Origin of the sequence: Bacillus sp. BB51/4 (assembly GCF_008368845.1) — a bacterium.
In the GTDB taxonomy this organism is placed as follows: domain Bacteria; phylum Bacillota; class Bacilli; order Bacillales; family Bacillaceae_G; genus Bacillus_A; species Bacillus_A wiedmannii.
The window spans coordinates 353,162-370,919 of record NZ_QOSC01000008.1 but is presented as its reverse complement, the minus strand read 5'-3'; the positions used below and the strand labels follow the sequence as shown (position 1 = coordinate 370,919).

23 protein-coding genes and 1 riboswitch are annotated in these 17,758 nt (G+C 35.7%); of the genes, 2 read left to right on the top strand and 21 right to left on the bottom strand.

The annotated features are described in order from the left end of the window. Positions 1-17 precede the first annotated feature (17 nt). The 16 genes from sufU to DN392_RS10455 form a co-directional block, all read right to left on the bottom strand. Positions 18-449, bottom strand: coding sequence for a Fe-S cluster assembly sulfur transfer protein SufU (gene sufU / locus DN392_RS10545; RefSeq protein ID WP_000009525.1), 432 nt, complete (start codon positions 447-449; stop codon positions 18-20). Beyond that, the gene (sufS, locus tag DN392_RS10540) at positions 439-1,659 is read right to left on the bottom strand and encodes a cysteine desulfurase SufS (protein ID WP_001020765.1); all 1,221 of its coding nucleotides are present in this window, start codon (positions 1,657-1,659) and stop codon (positions 439-441) included. Before sufS ends, sufU begins: the two co-directional genes overlap by 11 nt. Next, complete coding sequence (gene sufD / locus DN392_RS10535) at positions 1,659-2,951, bottom strand: Fe-S cluster assembly protein SufD (protein ID WP_000152177.1); 1,293 nt, start codon at positions 2,949-2,951, stop codon at positions 1,659-1,661. The genes sufS and sufD overlap by 1 nt, the downstream gene beginning before the upstream one ends. 15 nt (positions 2,952-2,966) lie before the next feature. Next, positions 2,967-3,752, bottom strand: a complete 786-nt coding sequence (gene sufC, locus DN392_RS10530; RefSeq protein WP_000929162.1) for a Fe-S cluster assembly ATPase SufC — start codon at positions 3,750-3,752, stop codon at positions 2,967-2,969. 238 nt (positions 3,753-3,990) lie between these two features. Then, a complete protein-coding gene (gene metQ, locus DN392_RS10525; RefSeq protein ID WP_064449152.1) occupies positions 3,991-4,797 on the bottom strand; it encodes a methionine ABC transporter substrate-binding lipoprotein MetQ in 807 nt (268 codons plus the stop codon). 71 nt (positions 4,798-4,868) lie between these two features. Further along, a complete protein-coding gene (gene metQ, locus DN392_RS10520; RefSeq protein WP_000735093.1) occupies positions 4,869-5,681 on the bottom strand; it encodes a methionine ABC transporter substrate-binding lipoprotein MetQ in 813 nt (270 codons plus the stop codon). A 24-nt stretch (positions 5,682-5,705) separates the two neighbouring features. Continuing rightward, on the bottom strand, positions 5,706-6,371 hold the full coding sequence (locus DN392_RS10515; protein WP_000359548.1) for a methionine ABC transporter permease: 666 nt from the start codon (positions 6,369-6,371) through the stop codon (positions 5,706-5,708). Continuing rightward, the gene (locus DN392_RS10510) at positions 6,364-7,389 is read right to left on the bottom strand and encodes a methionine ABC transporter ATP-binding protein (RefSeq protein WP_000601756.1); all 1,026 of its coding nucleotides are present in this window, start codon (positions 7,387-7,389) and stop codon (positions 6,364-6,366) included. The genes DN392_RS10515 and DN392_RS10510 overlap by 8 nt, the downstream gene beginning before the upstream one ends. 299 nt (positions 7,390-7,688) lie before the next feature. Further along, positions 7,689-7,796: riboswitch (SAM riboswitch) on the bottom strand. A gap of 125 nt (positions 7,797-7,921) precedes the next feature. Continuing rightward, the gene (locus DN392_RS10500; RefSeq protein ID WP_000781217.1) at positions 7,922-8,266 is read right to left on the bottom strand and encodes a hypothetical protein; all 345 of its coding nucleotides are present in this window, start codon (positions 8,264-8,266) and stop codon (positions 7,922-7,924) included. A gap of 154 nt (positions 8,267-8,420) precedes the next feature. Further along, a complete protein-coding gene (locus DN392_RS10495) occupies positions 8,421-8,729 on the bottom strand; it encodes a thioredoxin family protein (protein ID WP_002008881.1) in 309 nt (102 codons plus the stop codon). A 3-nt stretch (positions 8,730-8,732) separates the two neighbouring features. Next, positions 8,733-9,077, bottom strand: coding sequence for a toprim domain-containing protein (locus tag DN392_RS10490; protein ID WP_000640866.1), 345 nt, complete (start codon positions 9,075-9,077; stop codon positions 8,733-8,735). A gap of 256 nt (positions 9,078-9,333) precedes the next feature. After that, positions 9,334-9,717 carry a glycine cleavage system protein GcvH gene (gene gcvH, locus DN392_RS10485; protein WP_000026896.1) on the bottom strand — a complete coding sequence of 128 codons (384 nt, stop codon included), beginning with the start codon at positions 9,715-9,717 and terminating at the stop codon, positions 9,334-9,336. 41 nt (positions 9,718-9,758) lie between these two features. Further along, entirely contained in the window at positions 9,759-10,124 is a 366-nt protein-coding gene (locus DN392_RS10480) for an arsenate reductase family protein (RefSeq protein WP_000218969.1), read from the bottom strand. A gap of 744 nt (positions 10,125-10,868) precedes the next feature. Next, a complete protein-coding gene (locus DN392_RS10475; protein ID WP_001224770.1) occupies positions 10,869-11,240 on the bottom strand; it encodes a hypothetical protein in 372 nt (123 codons plus the stop codon). A gap of 123 nt (positions 11,241-11,363) precedes the next feature. Next, positions 11,364-11,603: a DUF3937 family protein gene (locus DN392_RS10470; protein WP_000475827.1), complete on the bottom strand. Its 240-nt coding sequence runs from the start codon at positions 11,601-11,603 to the stop codon at positions 11,364-11,366. Between the two features lie 615 nt (positions 11,604-12,218). Further along, positions 12,219-12,620 carry a hypothetical protein gene (locus tag DN392_RS10455; protein WP_000920744.1) on the bottom strand — a complete coding sequence of 134 codons (402 nt, stop codon included), beginning with the start codon at positions 12,618-12,620 and terminating at the stop codon, positions 12,219-12,221. A gap of 136 nt (positions 12,621-12,756) precedes the next feature. On the opposite strand from DN392_RS10455, the gene DN392_RS10450 reads away from it, so the two are divergent. Then, entirely contained in the window at positions 12,757-13,146 is a 390-nt protein-coding gene (locus DN392_RS10450; RefSeq protein WP_064057614.1) for a hypothetical protein, read from the top strand. A 469-nt stretch (positions 13,147-13,615) separates the two neighbouring features. On the opposite strand, the gene DN392_RS10440 is transcribed toward DN392_RS10450, so the two are convergent. Continuing rightward, positions 13,616-14,143, bottom strand: coding sequence for a hypothetical protein (locus DN392_RS10440; RefSeq protein WP_088321310.1), 528 nt, complete (start codon positions 14,141-14,143; stop codon positions 13,616-13,618). A 143-nt stretch (positions 14,144-14,286) separates the two neighbouring features. On the opposite strand from DN392_RS10440, the gene DN392_RS10435 reads away from it, so the two are divergent. After that, on the top strand, positions 14,287-14,934 hold the full coding sequence (locus tag DN392_RS10435) for a phosphatase PAP2 family protein (RefSeq protein ID WP_000713746.1): 648 nt from the start codon (positions 14,287-14,289) through the stop codon (positions 14,932-14,934). A gap of 55 nt (positions 14,935-14,989) precedes the next feature. Here DN392_RS10435 and DN392_RS10430 read toward each other — a convergent pair whose 3' ends face one another. From DN392_RS10430 to DN392_RS10415, 4 genes are all read right to left on the bottom strand, one after another. Next, on the bottom strand, positions 14,990-16,003 hold the full coding sequence (locus DN392_RS10430; protein WP_000666176.1) for a PTS sugar transporter subunit IIC: 1,014 nt from the start codon (positions 16,001-16,003) through the stop codon (positions 14,990-14,992). Positions 16,004-16,025: 22 nt separating this feature from the next. Continuing rightward, a complete protein-coding gene (locus DN392_RS10425) occupies positions 16,026-16,976 on the bottom strand; it encodes an L-lactate dehydrogenase (protein WP_048566625.1) in 951 nt (316 codons plus the stop codon). Positions 16,977-17,222: 246 nt separating this feature from the next. Then, positions 17,223-17,471 carry a spore coat protein gene (locus DN392_RS10420; RefSeq protein WP_001002985.1) on the bottom strand — a complete coding sequence of 83 codons (249 nt, stop codon included), beginning with the start codon at positions 17,469-17,471 and terminating at the stop codon, positions 17,223-17,225. 13 nt (positions 17,472-17,484) lie between these two features. Next, positions 17,485-17,670, bottom strand: a complete 186-nt coding sequence (locus DN392_RS10415) for a hypothetical protein (RefSeq protein WP_001180550.1) — start codon at positions 17,668-17,670, stop codon at positions 17,485-17,487. Positions 17,671-17,758 lie beyond the last annotated feature (88 nt).

Genomic DNA, 17,758 nt, shown 5'->3' with positions numbered 1-17,758 from the left:
TTTAGGAACCTTTAACATTACTTATCTTCGTTTAAGCCCTTTTCTAACGCTTTCCACGCTAATGTTGCACATTTAATACGTGCAGGGAACTTGCATACGCCTTGTAATGCTTCAATATCTCCTAAATCAATGCTGTCATCGTACTCTTTTCCTAGCATCATGTCAGAGAAAATTTTAGAAAGCTGAAGTGCCTCTTCAATTTTCTTACCTTTTACTGCTTGTGTCATCATCGAAGCTGAAGACATTGAGATAGAACACCCTTCTCCTTCAAACTTCGCTTCTTGTACAATACCTTCTTCTACTTTCATCGTAAGTTGAATACGATCGCCGCAAGTTGGATTGTTCAAGTTAACAGTAACACTATCTTCTAACACGCCATTGTTACGAGGATTCTTATAATGATCCATAATAACTTGACGGTATAACGTATCTAAATTATTAAATGACATTTGTGAAATACTCCTTTGTCTTGATTAGTGATTCAACAAATGTATCAATTTCTTCTTTTGTATTATATAAATAGAAGCTCGCACGTGCTGTAGAAGAAGCTTTCAGCCACTTCATAAGCGGTTGTGCACAGTGGTGTCCTGCGCGAACCGCAATGCCTTCTACATCTAATACAGTTGCTACATCATGAGGATGTACGTCTTCAATATTAAATGTAACAAGACCAGCGCGATGCTTTGGACCATAAATTGTAACGCCATCTACTTCTGATAGTCTTTCTAAAGCATATTGCGCTAATTCATGTTCATGCTTTTCAATATTATGAAGACCGATTTCTTCTAGGAAATCAATTGCCGCACCAAGTCCGATTGCATTACCGATAATCGGTGTACCTGCTTCAAACTTCCACGGAAGCTCTTTCCAAGTAGATTCTTGTAAATCTACGAAATCAATCATTTCACCGCCAAATTCAATTGGCTCCATATTGTTCAGCAATTCTTTTTTACCATATAATACGCCGATACCTGTAGGTCCGCACATCTTATGAGCAGATAATGCGTAGAAATCACAGTTTAAATCTTGTACATCCACTTTCATATGAGGTGCACTTTGTGCTCCATCAACGATCATGATTGCACCGTTTTCATGTGCGATTGCTCCGATTTCTTTTACAGGGTTAATCGTTCCAAGTACGTTTGATACTTGCATAATAGAAACGATTTTTGTATTCGGTGTAACTGTTTGACGAACATCTTCTAAAGAAATTGTACCGTCTGGTTGAAGCGGAAGGTATTTTAAAGTTGCACCAGTTTTCTTCGCAACTTGTTGCCACGGAATGATGTTACTATGATGTTCCATGTAAGAAATAACGATTTCATCGCCTTCTTTTACATTTTCAAGACCATAGCTAGCCGCTACTGTATTTAATGCAGTTGTCGTTCCGCGCGTGAAAATAATCTCTTCCATTGATTTCGCGTTAATAAACTTGCGAACTTTCTCGCGTGCACCTTCATACGCGTCGGTAGCTTTCGTACCGAGCGTATGAACACCGCGATGCACGTTAGAATTATATTCTTTATAGTAACGTTCTAACGTTTCAATGACTTGAATTGGTTTTTGAGAAGTTGCTGCACTATCGAAATATACAAGTTGTTTGCCGTTCACTTTTTGATCAAGAATTGGAAACTGTTTGCGTATTTCATGAATATTCATTAGCGAACTTTCCTTTCAATTACCTCAACAAGCTGTGCCTTTACTCCTTCAATTGGAAGCTCATTTACTACAGGTGCTAAGAATCCATGGATGACTAAACGTTCTGCTTCGCGTTTTGGAATACCACGGCTCATCAAGTAGTATAATTGGTACGGATCTACGCGGCCTACTGAAGCTGCGTGACCTGCCATTACATCATCTTCGTCGATTAAAAGAATTGGGTTTGCATCACCGCGAGCTTTTTCATCTAACATAAGAACGCGAGAAGATTGTTGTGCATTTGATTTAGATGCACCGTGTTCAATCTTACCAATTCCGTTAAAGATAGATGTTGCACTATCTTTTTGTACACCGTGTTTTAAAATCCAACCTTCAGAGTGTTTACCGAAGTGAACAACTTTAGTTGTAAAGTTTTGTGTTTGGTTACCGCGACCAATTGTTACTGTTTTTGTATCAGCATATGATCCGTCGCCCATTAAATTCGTAACGTTCTCTGAAATTGTGTTTCCGTCATTCATAAGGCCTAGAGCCCAATCAATGCGGCCGTCGCGTCCAACAACACCGCGGCGGTTAACGTAAGTTGTTACGTCTTTTGCTAATAGATCAACCGCACCAAATTTCACTTGTGCGCCTTGTTCCACGATTACTTCTGCTACGATATTTGCAATACCTTTAGCATTTTCATTTGCAACGTAGTTTTCTACATAAGTTGCAGTACTGTTTGCATCTGCTACGAATAATACGTGGTTATATACGTTAGCTTCTTCGCCGTCTACTAAGAATACAGCTTGAAGTGGAGTTTCAAGAACAACGTTTTTCGGAACATATACAAATGCACCGCCGTTGATTAATGCAGCATGAAGTGCAGTTAAACGATGCTCGTCTACCTTCACGCCGTCTTTCATTAAATACTTTTGTAATAGTTCAGCATGCTCTGTTGCAGCTGTTACGATGTCTGTAAAAATAACACCTTTTTCTTTTGCTTCGTCTGCTAAAGAAACGAATGCAGTTGTACCAGTACGTTGTACTAATACGCTGTTATTTTCATCGATTAAGTTTTTCACTGCTTCTGGAAGCTCTGTTAAAGAACTTACAGGCTCTTGCTTAGCAGCGTCGCCTTTTCCGATAAAGTCCCATTTTTCAATTTTCGTTTTATCAGGCGTTGGCATTGGAAGTTCAGTTGCTTGTGCAAGAGCTTGTAAGCGGAACTCAGTCAACCAAGCAGCTTCGTTTACTTCGCTTGCGCGCTGACGGATTGTTTCTTGATCGAAAGGTAATGTACCGATTGTCATGTTTATGCTCCTCTCTTACGCTTCTTGCTCTGCTGTTTCGTCTTCAATACCTAATTCTTTTTTAATCCAGTCGTAACCTTCAGCTTCTAGACGTTGTGCAAGCTCAGGGCCACCAGATTTAACGATACGACCGTTCATCATAACGTGAACGAAGTCTGGAGTGATGTAGTTTAATAAACGTTGGTAATGCGTAATCATTAGGCAACCGAACTCTTCGCCGCGCATTTGGTTAATACCTTTAGATACAACTTTTAATGCATCGATATCAAGACCTGAGTCGATTTCATCTAAGATTGCGATTTTTGGCTCAATCATCATTAATTGAAGAATTTCGTTACGTTTTTTCTCTCCACCAGAGAAACCTTCGTTTAAGTAACGTTGTGCCATTTCTGGATCCATTTCTAGGAATTCCATGTTTTTATCTAAAGTACGGATAAATTTCATAAGAGAAATTTCATCGCCTTCTTCACGACGTGCGTTAATTGCAGAACGTAAGAAGTCAGCGTTTGTTACTCCGCTAATTTCACTTGGATATTGCATTGCTAGAAATAGACCTGCTTGTGCGCGCTCATCTACTTCCATTTCTAATACATCTTCACCGTCGATGATGATGCTACCTTCTGTTACTTCATATTTTGGGTGACCCATAATTGCAGAAGATAAAGTTGATTTACCTGTTCCGTTAGGTCCCATAATTGCGTGGATTTCTCCACCTTTTACTTCAAGGTTTACACCTTTTAAAATTTCTTTACCGTCGATTGATACGTGTAAGTCTTTAACCGTTAATGTAGAACCAGCCATCTCAATACCTCCATTAATCCTCTATATACATTTTAAAAATTACTAAAACGTTCATATTCTCATTTTATTCTCATTCTAATTTTATATCAAATAAAATGATATCGCAAACGACGAAAAAAAGTAACAATTTTTTCACAAATGTATATAAGTATTTCCCTTGCATCTTTATATGATACACCTTTCTTCTTATTTATATAAAGAAAAAAGGACTGGTAATTTTCCAGTCCTTCCCTTATATTTATTCACTTACTGGCAGTACAGCACCTTTATATTCTTTATTAATAAAGTCTTGAATTTCTTTTGAATGCAGTACTTCTACTAATTCTTTAATTTCTTTTTTCTTCTCGTCACCTTTGCGAACTGCAATAATATTTGCATAAGGAGAATCTGATCCTTCAATCGTAATTGCATCCTTTGTTGGATTTAATTTTGCGTCAATTGCGTAGTTTGAATTAATGAATAAAGCATCACCTTCATTATTTTCATATAGCTTCGGTGAAAGTCCCGGTTCTACATCTGTTTTAAACTTTAAGTTTTTCGGATTTTCTACAACATCTTTTACTGTTGCTTTAACAACATCTACACCGTCTTTTAATTTAATAACGCCGCCTTTTTGTAACAATGCGAGCATACGGCCACGCTCCGCTACGTTATTACTCATAATAACTGTTCCGCCATCTGGCAATTCTTTTAAACTTTTATACTTCTTAGAATAAATGCCCATTGGCTCTAAATGGATTTTTCCTGCGTTTACAATTTTATATCCCTTTTCTTGAATTTCTTTATCTAAGTAAGGAATGTGTTGGAAGTAGTTCGCATCAATTTCCTTATCCGCTAACGCTTTATTCGGCAAAACATAATCCTGGAACTTTTTAATCTCTAATTTAATGCCCTTTTTCTCTAGTATCGGCTGTGCCTTTTCTAAAATAACAGCATGCGGCACGTTAGAAGCTCCCACAACAAGCTTATTCTCTTCTTTCCCTCCGCAAGCAGCTAATGTAAATACAGACAGCGCTGTAACAACTGACAATAGAATCTTTTTCATATGATGTCCCCTTCTCCCCTATAGTTATGTAGTTATAAAAAAGGCTGGCATACACCAGCTCTTTTCAGCAATTATTCTTTTACAGGAACAACCGCTCCTTTATATTCTTTATTAATAAAGTCTTCGATTTCTTTAGAATGCAATACTTCTACAAGCTCTTTAATCCCTTTTTTATCTTTATCACCTTTACGAACCACTAATACGTTTGCGTATGGAGAATCATCACCTTCAATTGCAATTGCATCTTTTTCTGGATTTAATTTTGCATCAATTGCATAGTTCGAGTTAATTAAAACAGCGTCGCCTTCTTTATTGTTATACACTTGTGGTAACAAACCAGGCTCGATATCCGTTTTGAACTTTAAGTTTTTCGGATTATCTGCAATATCTTTTGGAGTTGCACTAACTGGATCTACTCCGTCTTTAATTTTTAAAATGCCTTCTTTTTGTAAAATTGCTAAACCACGTCCATGGTCAGTAACGGAATTACTCATAATAATTGTCGCCCCGTCTGGAAGTTCTTTTAAGCTCTTATATTTTTGAGAATATACACCAATTGGTTCCAAGTGAATTTTCCCCGCTATTTCAAAATCATATTTTTTATCTTTCATTTCTTTTTCTAAATACGGAATATGCTGGAAGTAGTTTGCATCTAAATCCTTATCCGCTAACGATTTATTTGGTAACACGTAATCTTGGAACTTTTTCACTTCTAATTCAATTCCTTTTTTCTCAAGTAACGGTTTTGCCTTTTCTAAAATTTCAGCGTGCGGCACGTTAGAAGCCCCCACAACTAGTTTCTTTTCATCTTTATCTTTCCCGCCACAAGCAGCTAACCCAAAAATAGAAGTTGAAATAAGTGCTGTAAGTAATAATTTTTTCATTTGAAACATCCTCCTGTTTTTTTATTATCGTTTATCTATTCGAGTCGTTACACTATCACCAATCCACTGAATGAAAAATACCACTAGTAATACACAAATTGTCGCAACGATTGTTACATCGTTATTTCCTCGCTGGAATCCTTCTAAATAAGCAAGTGTTCCAAGGCCACCAGCACCAACAACCCCCGCCATTGCTGTATAGCCTACTAAAGCGATTGTTGTAACCGTAATACCAGATACTAATGCTGGTAACGATTCTGGAATTAATACTTTCAAAATAATAGTGCTTGTTTTTGCTCCCATTGCTTTTGAAGCTTCAATTACACCTTTATCAATTTCGCGAAGTGCAATTTCAACCATTCTCGCGTAAAACGGCGCCGCTCCAATAATTAAAGCTGGCAGTGCTGCACTCGCTCCAAGAATTGTTCCAAGCAGAATCTTTGTGAATGGGATTAATAAAATGATTAAAATGATGAACGGTATCGAGCGGAAAATGTTTACGAACGCTCCAATCGCCGTGTTAACCGATTTGTTTTCCCATAAATTATCTTTCGCTGTCATAAAGAGTAACAATCCTAAAATTAGTCCTAAAACAAATGTGGCAAGAGCTGCGATTGCCGTCATATATAACGTTTCACCAGTTGCTTCTAACATTTGATTCCAATCAATATTTGTGAGTAACTTATCCATGTGCAATCACCTCCAGCTCTACTTGATCTTGATGTATTCCCTCTATTGCTTGCTGAATCGCTGTTTCCTCACCATTTAAATGAACAACTAAACTACCGTAAGAGCCGTTATTTGTTTGGGCGATGTTTCCTTGCAAAATGCTAACTTCTATATCACTGCGTTGCATTAATCTTTGAAGTACTGGTCTTTCTACAGCTTCACCGATAAACTGCAAACGAACTACTTTACCATCTGGATACTTTTCAATTAAACTTTCAATCGTTTCATTTGTATCTTCAGAATCCGTTAACTGCTGTACAAATCGCTTTGTAATGTCTTTCTGCGGATTGCGGAATACATCAAGTACTGGACCCGTTTCTACAATCTTCCCTTTCTCCATTACCGCCACTCGATTACAAATCTTTCGAATCACGTGCATCTCGTGTGTAATGAGTACAATTGTTAAACCGAGACGCTTATTAATATCTAATAATAAATCTAAAATTTGATCTGTCGTTTCTGGATCAAGAGCTGATGTCGCTTCATCACATAAAAGCACTTGTGGATTGTTAGCTAATGCTCTTGCAATACCAACGCGTTGCTTTTGTCCTCCGCTCAGCTGAGATGGATACGCGTCTCCTCTTCCTTCTAATCCAACAAGATGAATTAACTCATCCACTCGTTTTCTTCTCTTCGCCTTATCAACACCTGCAATTTCAAGTGGGAACTCGATATTTTCGCGTACAGTTCGTGACCAAAGTAAGTTGAAGTGCTGAAAAATCATTCCGATTTCTTGCCTTGCCTTACGAAGTTCACTCCCTGTAATTGCTGAAATCACACGATTTGCAATTGTAATTTGGCCAGAAGTTGGTTTCTCTAACTGATTGAATAATCTGATTAAAGAACTTTTCCCAGCGCCACTATATCCGATCACACCAAATATTTCACCTTTGTCTATTTTTAAATTGGCATTATCTACAGCAGTGACATCACCGCTTTTTGCTTTATATATTTTCTTTACATTTTCTAACAAGATCATGATGTTCACCCCTTTTTTTGTTTAAAAAGCGCAAGCGGCTCGTTTAGAACAAGAGGACGCCCGAATCCCTGACGTAGAGGCGCTTTTTGCCTCATAGGAAGGGATGAAACGACCGACTGTTCTAGCCGCTGAAGCTAGATTTTTGGTCGACTCCGCAATTTTTTATTTTTAATGCGTGTAGTCCACCGTTATCATTACTTTTATTATTTGAATGTCCTCCACATTCAAACAATAAAAAAACCTTTCCGCTTTAGAGAAGCAGAAAGGTTTATATGCGTATATAACAACATTATCCCTCTCTCTCATCTCTCAAAGCATTTGCTTTGCAGGAATTGGCACCATTTCAACATAAGTTGACGGTTGCCGGGCTTCACAGGGCACAGTCCCTCCACCTCTCTTGATAAGAGAAATCAGATTACATTTTCGTCTGATTTGTAATTTATGAAATTGTCTATATTTTATGAATTGAATTGTATCAATATCCACACACCATGTCAACAGAAATTTTCGCAAAAAATGAAACTTCAGAATTTTAAGCGCCTACTGACATCGGTTTACATATATGGAACATCGATTCAACTAGTAGCATCGTTCGATACGTTCCCGAATATTGTACACGTCCATCGTTCATTAGCATTTGCAATCGTACATTTCCGTTCACCAATTGTTTTACATCTTCCTCATCTACACAAACGATTTGCTCTGTTCCTCTTTCCTCATGTAGCAGCTCTATATAATCTCTTGAAATTTGTAACGAACAACTTTCATCTCCAAAGCGGAAATTAACAGTTTTTTCTCCTTGTCTTAAAAGCGGCTCTAAATGATATTGACCATTAGCGTAATTTACAAATGATTGCAGCAAAGAATATAATTTCACCCTAAATCACATCCTTCATATCACTTTCTATTACACATACCATTCCCTCTCACTAAAGAACAATCCTGTTACTTTCGCTCGACAAATACTGTAACCACCCTGCGCCTCGACATATTTCCCGAGAAATATGTCGAGGCGGCAAAAACTTTGCCGCCTACTTTAATTCCGTATATAAATATTCAACCGAATGAAATGCATATATCTTCTTCATGAGTGTCCCATTTTCAAAAACAAGTAAACACGGTACACTTTCGATTCCATACTCTTTCGCTAAATGCGGAGCATAATTTAAATCTAACATTCCAATTTTCAAGTCTTCAATTGTCATCTCAACGACTGTTAACATCTTTTTTGCTAATTGGCATGTTCCACACATTGGAGTATATACATATAACACTGTTTTTTCTTCATTCTCTATTAGGGCTGTTGCTTCGGCTCCTGTCCAGTCAATCACTTCTATCATTCCTTACCGTAAATATTCTGTATAGACGTCAATGTCAGCTCCCCATAATACATTTGCTAAGTGTGAAGATGGCGCAGTTGCCACTTCTCGGTACGAGCGATCAATATAAATATGCTCTGCTTGCGGAAATTCTTTTCGAAATTGCTTCCTTAACTTTTCTCCAGCATCATCAGCATCCACTAGTACATACACTTCCTTATCAAAAAACTGATCAATGAGCTCATCCATTTTCGATAAACCAATTGTACCATTTGTACAAACAATTTCCACCGGTTCACGAATAATAGATTCAATCTTTCTTCTATCTGATTTACCTTCTACAATAATGACTTTTTCTACATAAATCATATGTCATCACCCGATCACCATATACTATACAACCTTTAACTTAGTATATAGTATATTCGTTATTTTCATGTTGTTTCCTGTTTATTTTTGCAAAAGAAAAGCGCAAGCGGCTCGTTCAGATTGTGAAGCCCCATGAAACCTTACCGAAAAACATTCATTCCCATAATAGCTTATTCATTTGCACTCGATTTTAAATGTATTATGTAACACAAAATAAAAAAGGACAGCACAAAGGCTGTCCTTTAGTCGACTATAATTAGTCTTGGTTTGTCATTTCTGCATATTTTTCTGCAGTTAATAACTTCTCAACTTGGCTTGCATCAGAAAGTTCAACTTTAACCATCCATGCACCCTCGTATGGAGATTCGTTAACAAGTTCTGGTTGGTCACTTAATTCTTCGTTTACTGCTACAACTTTACCACTTACAGGTGCGTATAACTCAGAAACTGTTTTAACAGATTCTACGCTTCCGAATGGCTCGTCAGCTTCGATTGTTGCACCTACTTCAGGAAGTTCAACGAATACGATATCGCCTAGCTCACCTTGTGCAAAGTGAGTAATACCGATAACAACTTCATTACCTTCAGTTTTTACCCATTCGTGTTCTTCAGAGTAACGTAAATTATTTGGAATGCTCATGACTGTACCTCCAGTGAATGTATTAATTATGTAAAAATACCTTATTGGTACTTTTTCCACACACTTTCAAACTGCTCTTCGTTAAAACCAAGTGTTACATTCGTTCCATTTGTTACGATTGGACGTTTAATCAACATGCCATCAGATGCTAAAAGTTCGTACATTTCGTCTTCACTTGCATCCTTTAACTTATCTTTCAGACCAAGTTCGCGGTAACGCATTCCACTTGTATTAAAGAATTTTTTTAATGGTAATTCACTTTTTTCATGTAAATTACGTAAATCTTCTTTTGATGGTGGATTTTCAACAATATGAATCATCTCATATGCTACATCGTTTGCCTCAAACCATTTCTTTGCTTTTTGACATGTGCCACACTTTGGATATGAATAAAATGTTACTGTCATAAATTCACCTACTTTTTTACTAACCTTTACCTTTATCATATAGAAAACGTTTTATTATTTCAAACGATTATTCGCTAAACTTTTACTTATTTCGTGATAATTTTTAATAATCCTGCAATTTTTTCTTATTTTTCCGCCATTTGTTAAGAAAAAATAAATATATAATTTTTTTAGATTTTTCTCTCATTCTGTTTCAAACATATATGTTAAACAAACGTTTGATTAACTCCCTATTTTTCTTTGTTCACTCTTTTAGCTACATCGGTTTCTTCCTACCGAACATATATCTTAAACAAACGTTTGATTAACTCCCTATTTTTCTCTGTTCACCCTTGAGCTACATCGGTTTCTTCCTACCGAACATACATCTTAAACAAACGTTTATTTAACCGTTTCAGCCTATAGTCACAAAACCTGGAAACACTTTAAATGACAAAAGCTTACAGATAAAAGGAACTAACGATTTTGACCGTAGTAGTGAGCCCATAAAAAAGTTATTAAGCCTATCATCAATAAAGCAAAAGTAACTGCTCCTGAGAATATGAAATTCAAATTACTGACTGAAATATAAAAAGAAGTGCCCTTGCTTAAAGACAGGGTACTTCTTTTTTATCATCAATCTAAAGGTAAACGTATCCTTCATTAAAGTAAAAATGTATAGTTCTCTACTTTTTCGTAATTTATTCAAAATCTTTGCGGAACCGCCACTAGCTCATTTACATCATTATCGTTAGCTGAGGTTAATTATATTTTTCTACGTACTACATAAAAAGCTAAGGAACCCATAATAATAGGTGCAACTAAACTAGAAGCATATGCACTAGTAATAGTAAAAAGAGAGAGTATAAATATATAGATAAGAGATAGTCCAATAAATACAGGAATTCCAACTCGAAACTTCCTACATTGTTTTATGTTCCTGTATAACACTTCTCCAATTAGGCAAGCTACAAGATCTAATACACTACCAAATATGATGAGAATTACAATAAATCCAACTATGTTAGGTAAACCATTCTCGTTAGAATAACTAGGATCAGAAATATACGGTATTAAGAACCATATGATAATAAAAGTAAGCAGACTTGCAGCATAACTAATTAAAAATTTCCTCAACGTAATCATCCCCATAATTTTCTAATATTATCTTCATCTTCATTGTATGACATAATGCCCTATTATTGATAGCAAGACTACCATCCACGAAATTGCTAATTGCATGAAATAAAAAAGACGCATTTAAATTGATGCGTCTTTTGGCGATGTTTCTTTTGTGAAATCATATAAAGCAATCGCGCCTAAAATAACCAATATACCTTCAGGAGCATCTAACAAAATAGTTCTCCAAGTTTCTGATATTATCCATTTAATACCTGCTGATTCAAGATATGCTTGAAAATAACCGATTGTAAAATCAATTACAAATAAACATACAAGTAATGTTAGACCAAACCGAATTAATTTCTTGTTTTTAAACATGTAACACCTCTCAAAATTCATTGGATATTTCTGTTTTCAGTTCTCTATATACAAAAACCCTTATATTTAATTTTAACATACAAAATATCCAAATAAATACAATATGCATATTTCGTGAATATTAAGGAAGTACTGTTAATAAAAAAGCCCTACAATTGTAGGACAAAATGGCTTTAGCAACCCCAACAAATAATCGCATAAATAACGAAATTATTTGAACCACTGTATAGTCAATCCCAGCCCTTGAAATACGGGGAAATCCCTGTTCCTGGCTACTAACCCTAATGAATAACCCACCGCATAACACTACAACGGATGGATACTATTGAGCTCATAATTAAGAAATTACTACAAAGAAAAGCCATGAATAAACATGACTTTCATAGCATAATCACTTCTATATTCAATAGAAATTAAAGTGAATTATATTTCTTTACTTTTAAAGGAATAGATATTACATATAAATCTATAGCATAAGTAATAATCAAAATCCCTTTTCCTTCATCAGCAAATTTTGCTTGCAGAAACTTTTCTGAAACTTTCCTTTTTCCCCATCTCTTTGGAAAATATCCGAATCCTAAGAACATAATAATAGCCCGATACTCATTAACTTAACTACTTTTCTTTTTTCCATGATATTTCAAATTCTCCACCATGTTCTTCTGTTATAATTTTAACTTTATATGTATCATCTTTAGACACTTTAATATTATTTTTATTGTTTCCACTAGTAACTTCCAATATTGTATTATCATTTGAATCTAAAACATAAGCCTTTATGGTTCCTTGTTTAGTTTTATCAGTAAAAGAAAAGATCCAATTCTCCCCTTTTTTAACTTTCCTATCTTGAGTTGCATATCCAGTAAATTTCCTATAGTCCCCAGATATACTACCAGATACGCTATCTGAAGAACCATGAACCTTACCACCAACAATCGTTCCTTCTCTTGTAAAACAACCACTAAGAACTACCAAACATAGAACAAATAATAATGTATTTTTAATAGTTTTCAACATCATTCCCCCTTATCCTCTTATTTACATTTTTTCTTTCATAAAGAAAAATGGACCTATGACCAAGTAAATAACATGATGAATGTTGACAATCCCCTTGTTAGAGTATCATATAAAAAATAAAAAGGAGTAATAAGCAATGAATATTAAAATAGTGGATATATCAGACAAATTATTAGATGGATATAAAGTTTTAGTTCAAGTAGATAGCAATCAATTTATCGCTGAGTGGGGTGGCGATAAACCAGAAAAACACGAAAACTATAATGTAGAAATACATATAGATAATGAATTTATATGGAATACAAATATAACTTTTTCAGATAAAAATGCAAATGCAATAATTCAGAATAGTAAAGGCTTTAAAGTAATTGCTAAGCTAGATTATAACAGTGAGGATAGCTTAGCAACACTAAATATCTACGATAGTATAATACTAATTGATGTAGAAGGAATCGAGCAAGATATAGCAAATGAATGGGTAGAAATGCAGTGCACTTCAATTAAGATATTTAATACTAATTTTTAACAGAAACCCATTATATAACTATGGCATAGTCGTTATGATGTAGTGAGATATAGAAAGAGTAAACGAGTATATAAATAAACATGTTTATATGCATATGAATATCCTACGGCAATTCCTGCTCAAGCAGACGCCACTAACCATACCGTAGCCACTCATAACCGCAAGTCCAATCTCAACAGGAACGATTATTGGCCATAATAAAGCTAAAACTGCTTGCATACCTGCCTACAAACCAATACTAATCGCAAAGGGAGATGTGGAACTAACATTATCACCCCTTGATAAAACGAACTAATACTGGATGCACTTCATTAAAACTTTATAATAAAATCCGCAATAGCTGATATAAAATTATAAATCAGTATCATTACATCTCGCATACGTTGTAAAGCTTGCTTGAACTTCTCAATCATATTTTTATCTGTGCTTCTGCATAAAAAATAAGAAGCCTCTTATACAGGCTCCTTCATCATCTATTCAAATAATCTGCGATGGTTTGAAATACGACAATATACATATTATGAATACTTTCTTCTGTATTTCCGCCATTAGATAAACCAACTGCCCATTGTTGTCCTTCACCACTTCCGATATTTGCAAACCCTTGCGTATACATAGCATTTACATCTTTTCTTGCACTGTTATACTCTATCCCTTTTGTAGTAAAAATTGAATATGATTTATCTTGTAAACCGATAAAAAACACTGGTTTCTTTAGCGATGAAAATACATTTTTATATTGATCTGTTGAGGCTTCTTGAAAGTGATCTTTCATTATTAAAAAACCATCCACTTCCTTAGATTTCTTTTCCAGTTCCTCTAACTTCATTTTCTCAAACTTTATATTCCTAAACGTATCTTTCGGCTTTTCTCCAATGACTCCAATTACGAGTGCTCTTCCGTTATATTCTAATTTCTCTCCTTCTTTATCCTTTGCACACCCAGCACCGACTAGGCATATCAATATAAAAAATAAGAAATACGATAAACGCTTCATTTAGCACCCTCCCCTTCTTTTCAGTCAAGTGACAAAAACGTAAGGCGAATTCAAGAAAATGTAAGTAAAATCGATAGCTCAAATTACGTTTCTATATTATAATCAATTGAATTTACTTACATTACTAAACATAGGAGATTATCATGAAGAAATTTAAACTTTCATCTTTTCTTCCGTTAAGTTATATACTTCTACTCGTACTCGTAAGTCCCCTTTACGATGTATTAAATAAATCGGCTGTTCACGCAGTAGATGTCACAACTGTAGTAGATGATTGGATTCCATTTGTGAAAGCATTTATTATTCCTTATTTACTTTGGTTTCCTTACTTATACGGCGCACTTATTTATTACTGCTTTGCAGATCGAAAGCAATATTATGCCACTTTAAGTAGTGTTATTCTTGGAAAACTGGCTTGTTTTTCTATTTATTATTTTTGGCAGACAACTGTACCACGTCCAACAGTCGTTGGATCAGACGTATTTTCCGAACTAGTCCGCTATATTTATAGTATCGATCAACCGGTAAACTGTTTCCCTAGCATTCACGTTCTTACTACCTTTGTGATTATGCTAGCTGCCTTTAAACGTAGAGAACAACATGCTTTTGAATATTACATTCTTACCTTCTTCGGTACGCTTATTATTTTATCCACGCTATTTACGAAGCAACACGCATTTGTAGACGCCATTTCTGGAATGACGCTTGCAAGCATACTTTACTTCGGCGTTCAGCTTTTATTAGCAAAAGAAACTGTACGTGTTCCAGTAAAACAAAATCACAAAATGTAAAAAGCAGACTGTGGCTTCCAGTCTGCTTTTCTATATATAAAAGGAGATTTTCAATTTAAGATTGCGGTACAGTCATATCACCAGAGTGAATACGCCCTGCTTTTTTAAGGGCAATGTAAAGTATATAAGAAACAGCTACTGGAATGATGATATAAGTGATTACCATCGCTGGGACAACTTCCCATCCTTCGCTAGAAATTAAATTAATTGGTGCGATAAGAGAACTTAATCCAAGACCTGCAATTTCTTTTCCTGCTTCTAGTTGGAAAATTAATGCGGATACTGGACCAACTATAGCACTGGCGACGACAGTTGGGACGAGAATCATTGGATTTTTAGTGATATTTGGCAACTGTACTTTCGGAGTACAAAGCGCTTGAGCTAATATGCCGCCTAAATTATTTTCTTTCGCTGAGATTACAGAGAATCCGATAAACTGAGCAACGCAGCCTGCAAGAGCAGCACCACCTGCAACACCGTCTAAGCTAAGTGCGATTGCTAACGCAGCTGATGAAGCTGGAGAGATAAGTAATAGTCCCCAAACGACTGCAATGACGATAGAAGCGATAAACGGGCTACCAGCTGAGCTATCTTTAATAAACGCTCCAACTGTATTTAACACAGGAGTAATATTATGAGACAACCAAATACCAACTAAACCAGAACCCAATATGGCCGCAAATGGAACGAGCATCATATCTAACGCAGTTTTTCCACTTAAACGTTTACCAATATATACAGCTAAAGTCGCTGTTAATAATGCACCGATTGGCTCACCTGTTTTAATAATTAGACCTGCTTCAGTAATTGAAATGGATCCGGCACCAATCGCTCCAGCTACCATAGCTGAGAAGATTACAAGACCATTTGCACCGAGCATAAAGGCAATTCCGGCACCAATGGCTGGTGCCATAAGTGATTTTGCAACAACTCCGATTGTAATAAGCAATGGAATATCAACAATTCTTCCTATATTTTCGATTAGTAAACCAATTCCAAGGGATACGAAAATACCTTGTGCAATTCCAGCTGATGCTTTAAATACACGGGACATTATATATTCCTTCATTTGTTTCACCTTCTCCTATAAGTTAGTAACCAATTGTTTTCATATAATCACGTAAAATATCGTTTGATTTTGCGAATCGAGATTCTTCATCCTCTGTTAAGTTTAGTTCTACAACTTCTTTCATACCATCTCTAGTAATAATAGCTGGCACTCCTGTACAAATATCATACTCACCGTACTCACCATCTAAAATAGCTGATACAGCAATTACACGGTGATCATCGTTAAAGATTGAACTCGCAATATATGCTAGAGAATTTCCGATTCCGTAATAAGTAGTGCCTTTTCGTTTATAAATTTCCCATCCTGCTTTTGCAGTCTTCTCAACAATTTCATCTAAGTCTATTTCACCAAATTGGTCTTTTTTCTCTTCTAAAATTTGCAGAATTGGCTTTCCACCAACAGTTACGTGAGACCAAGCAACCATTTGAGAATCACCATGTTCTCCTAGAGAATACCCATGAATACTACGAGGATCTACATGTAACATTTCAGATAAAATTGTTCTTAAGCGAGAAGAATCTAGTGATGTACCAGTACCGATCACACGATTTCTAGGTAATCCAGATAATTTCCACACCTGATAAGTAATAATATCAACTGGGTTCGATGCAAGTAAGAAAATACCATCAAATCCACTTTCCATTACGCCGCCAACAATGCTTTCCATAATCTTCGCACTCGCTCCTAAAGTATCTAAGCGACTTTGCCCTGGTTTTGGTGCTGGTCCTGCTGTAATAATAACGATGTCCATATCTTTGCAGTCTTCATAGCTTCCTGCATATACTTTTGTTCTTGTATTTGTAAAGTTAATGCAGTGTGATAAATCCATTGCTTCCCCAACTGCACGTTCATGATTTATATCAATTAATAATAGTTCTTCGCAAATGCCTTGATTTACAATGGAATATGCACAACTTGATCCAACTAATCCAGTACCGATAATTGCAATTTTTCTTGTATTTCTTTTCATAGCAATCTCTCCTAATTGATCATATAATCTATTTCTTTTGTTCTTTACACTCCTAATTATAGAGATTCCCACGATAGAAACCATGGATACTTTGTGAAATATCGAGCAAACTTTTGTCCTTTTTATGAATTGTTATATTCCATTTTCGTCATATTTGTTACAACTGGAAAAATATTTATTATATATTTATTGACATGCCCAAAACAAAAAAAACGAGCGACTTCATTCGCTCGTTTCTTCATCCCATTATTCCGCACTTAATTGGCCTTTTAATTGCTGTACAATCATTGGATTCGCAGGTGCTGCTGGCTTGTAATAACTCTTTTGCTTTGCGTATTCATACATATTACGTTGACGCATCTCATCTTGATTACGAATTTGGATTAACGTTTGATGTAACTGTTCATTATCAGACTGAGCAATATAATTTGCATAACTTGTTAAACTTGCATTTAACCCTGCTAAATAATCATTTACCATATCTTTTTCATTCATTTTCCGCTTCCTCCTATCCTAGGAAAGTCATTAATTGCTGTTTCGTATTTCGTGCATCTTGCGCATCCTTTTGTAACATTTGTTTCAGTTGTGGATCTGTACAAGCCTGTGCATACTGGTCTAACTTGTTAATAATGGTTGCGTGTCCACCAATCAAATGACGTAAATTTTCTACTTCAAGCTCTGTTAAGTTTTGCATATAACATACCCGCCTTTCTTTGTTCATTCATCATTAGTATTTGGTTCTTTTTGGATTGTATTCATCAACTTTTCCCACATATAAACAA

Excerpts from the sequence above, each read along its gene's own strand:
- DN392_RS10420 (WP_001002985.1), bottom strand. The coding sequence starts at position 17,471 with ATGAATGAAAAAGATATGGTAAATGATTATTTAGCAGGGTTAAATGCA.
- gcvH (WP_000026896.1), bottom strand. The coding sequence starts at position 9,717 with ATGAGCATTCCAAATAATTTACGTTACTCTGAAGAACACGAATGGGTA.
- DN392_RS10495 (WP_002008881.1), bottom strand. The coding sequence starts at position 8,729 with ATGATAGAAGTGATTGACTGGACAGGAGCCGAAGCAACAGCCCTAATA.
- metQ (WP_064449152.1), bottom strand. The coding sequence starts at position 4,797 with ATGAAAAAGATTCTATTGTCAGTTGTTACAGCGCTGTCTGTATTTACA.
- DN392_RS10480 (WP_000218969.1), bottom strand. The coding sequence starts at position 10,124 with ATGACAGTAACATTTTATTCATATCCAAAGTGTGGCACATGTCAAAAA.
- DN392_RS10440 (WP_088321310.1), bottom strand. The coding sequence starts at position 14,143 with ATGAAGCGTTTATCGTATTTCTTATTTTTTATATTGATATGCCTAGTC.
- sufC (WP_000929162.1), bottom strand. The coding sequence starts at position 3,752 with ATGGCTGGTTCTACATTAACGGTTAAAGACTTACACGTATCAATCGAC.
- DN392_RS10425 (WP_048566625.1), bottom strand. The coding sequence starts at position 16,976 with ATGAAAAGAAATACAAGAAAAATTGCAATTATCGGTACTGGATTAGTT.
- DN392_RS10435 (WP_000713746.1), top strand. The coding sequence starts at position 14,287 with ATGAAGAAATTTAAACTTTCATCTTTTCTTCCGTTAAGTTATATACTT.
- DN392_RS10415 (WP_001180550.1), bottom strand. The coding sequence starts at position 17,670 with ATGCAAAACTTAACAGAGCTTGAAGTAGAAAATTTACGTCATTTGATT.
- DN392_RS10470 (WP_000475827.1), bottom strand. The coding sequence starts at position 11,603 with ATGTTTAAAAACAAGAAATTAATTCGGTTTGGTCTAACATTACTTGTA.
- metQ (WP_000735093.1), bottom strand. The coding sequence starts at position 5,681 with ATGAAAAAATTATTACTTACAGCACTTATTTCAACTTCTATTTTTGGG.
- sufU (WP_000009525.1), bottom strand. The coding sequence starts at position 449 with ATGTCATTTAATAATTTAGATACGTTATACCGTCAAGTTATTATGGAT.
- sufD (WP_000152177.1), bottom strand. The coding sequence starts at position 2,951 with ATGACAATCGGTACATTACCTTTCGATCAAGAAACAATCCGTCAGCGC.
- sufS (WP_001020765.1), bottom strand. The coding sequence starts at position 1,659 with ATGAATATTCATGAAATACGCAAACAGTTTCCAATTCTTGATCAAAAA.
- DN392_RS10450 (WP_064057614.1), top strand. The coding sequence starts at position 12,757 with ATGAATATTAAAATAGTGGATATATCAGACAAATTATTAGATGGATAT.
- DN392_RS10490 (WP_000640866.1), bottom strand. The coding sequence starts at position 9,077 with ATGATTTATGTAGAAAAAGTCATTATTGTAGAAGGTAAATCAGATAGA.
- DN392_RS10430 (WP_000666176.1), bottom strand. The coding sequence starts at position 16,003 with ATGAAGGAATATATAATGTCCCGTGTATTTAAAGCATCAGCTGGAATT.
- DN392_RS10515 (WP_000359548.1), bottom strand. The coding sequence starts at position 6,371 with ATGGATAAGTTACTCACAAATATTGATTGGAATCAAATGTTAGAAGCA.
- DN392_RS10510 (WP_000601756.1), bottom strand. The coding sequence starts at position 7,389 with ATGATCTTGTTAGAAAATGTAAAGAAAATATATAAAGCAAAAAGCGGT.
- DN392_RS10455 (WP_000920744.1), bottom strand. The coding sequence starts at position 12,620 with ATGTTGAAAACTATTAAAAATACATTATTATTTGTTCTATGTTTGGTA.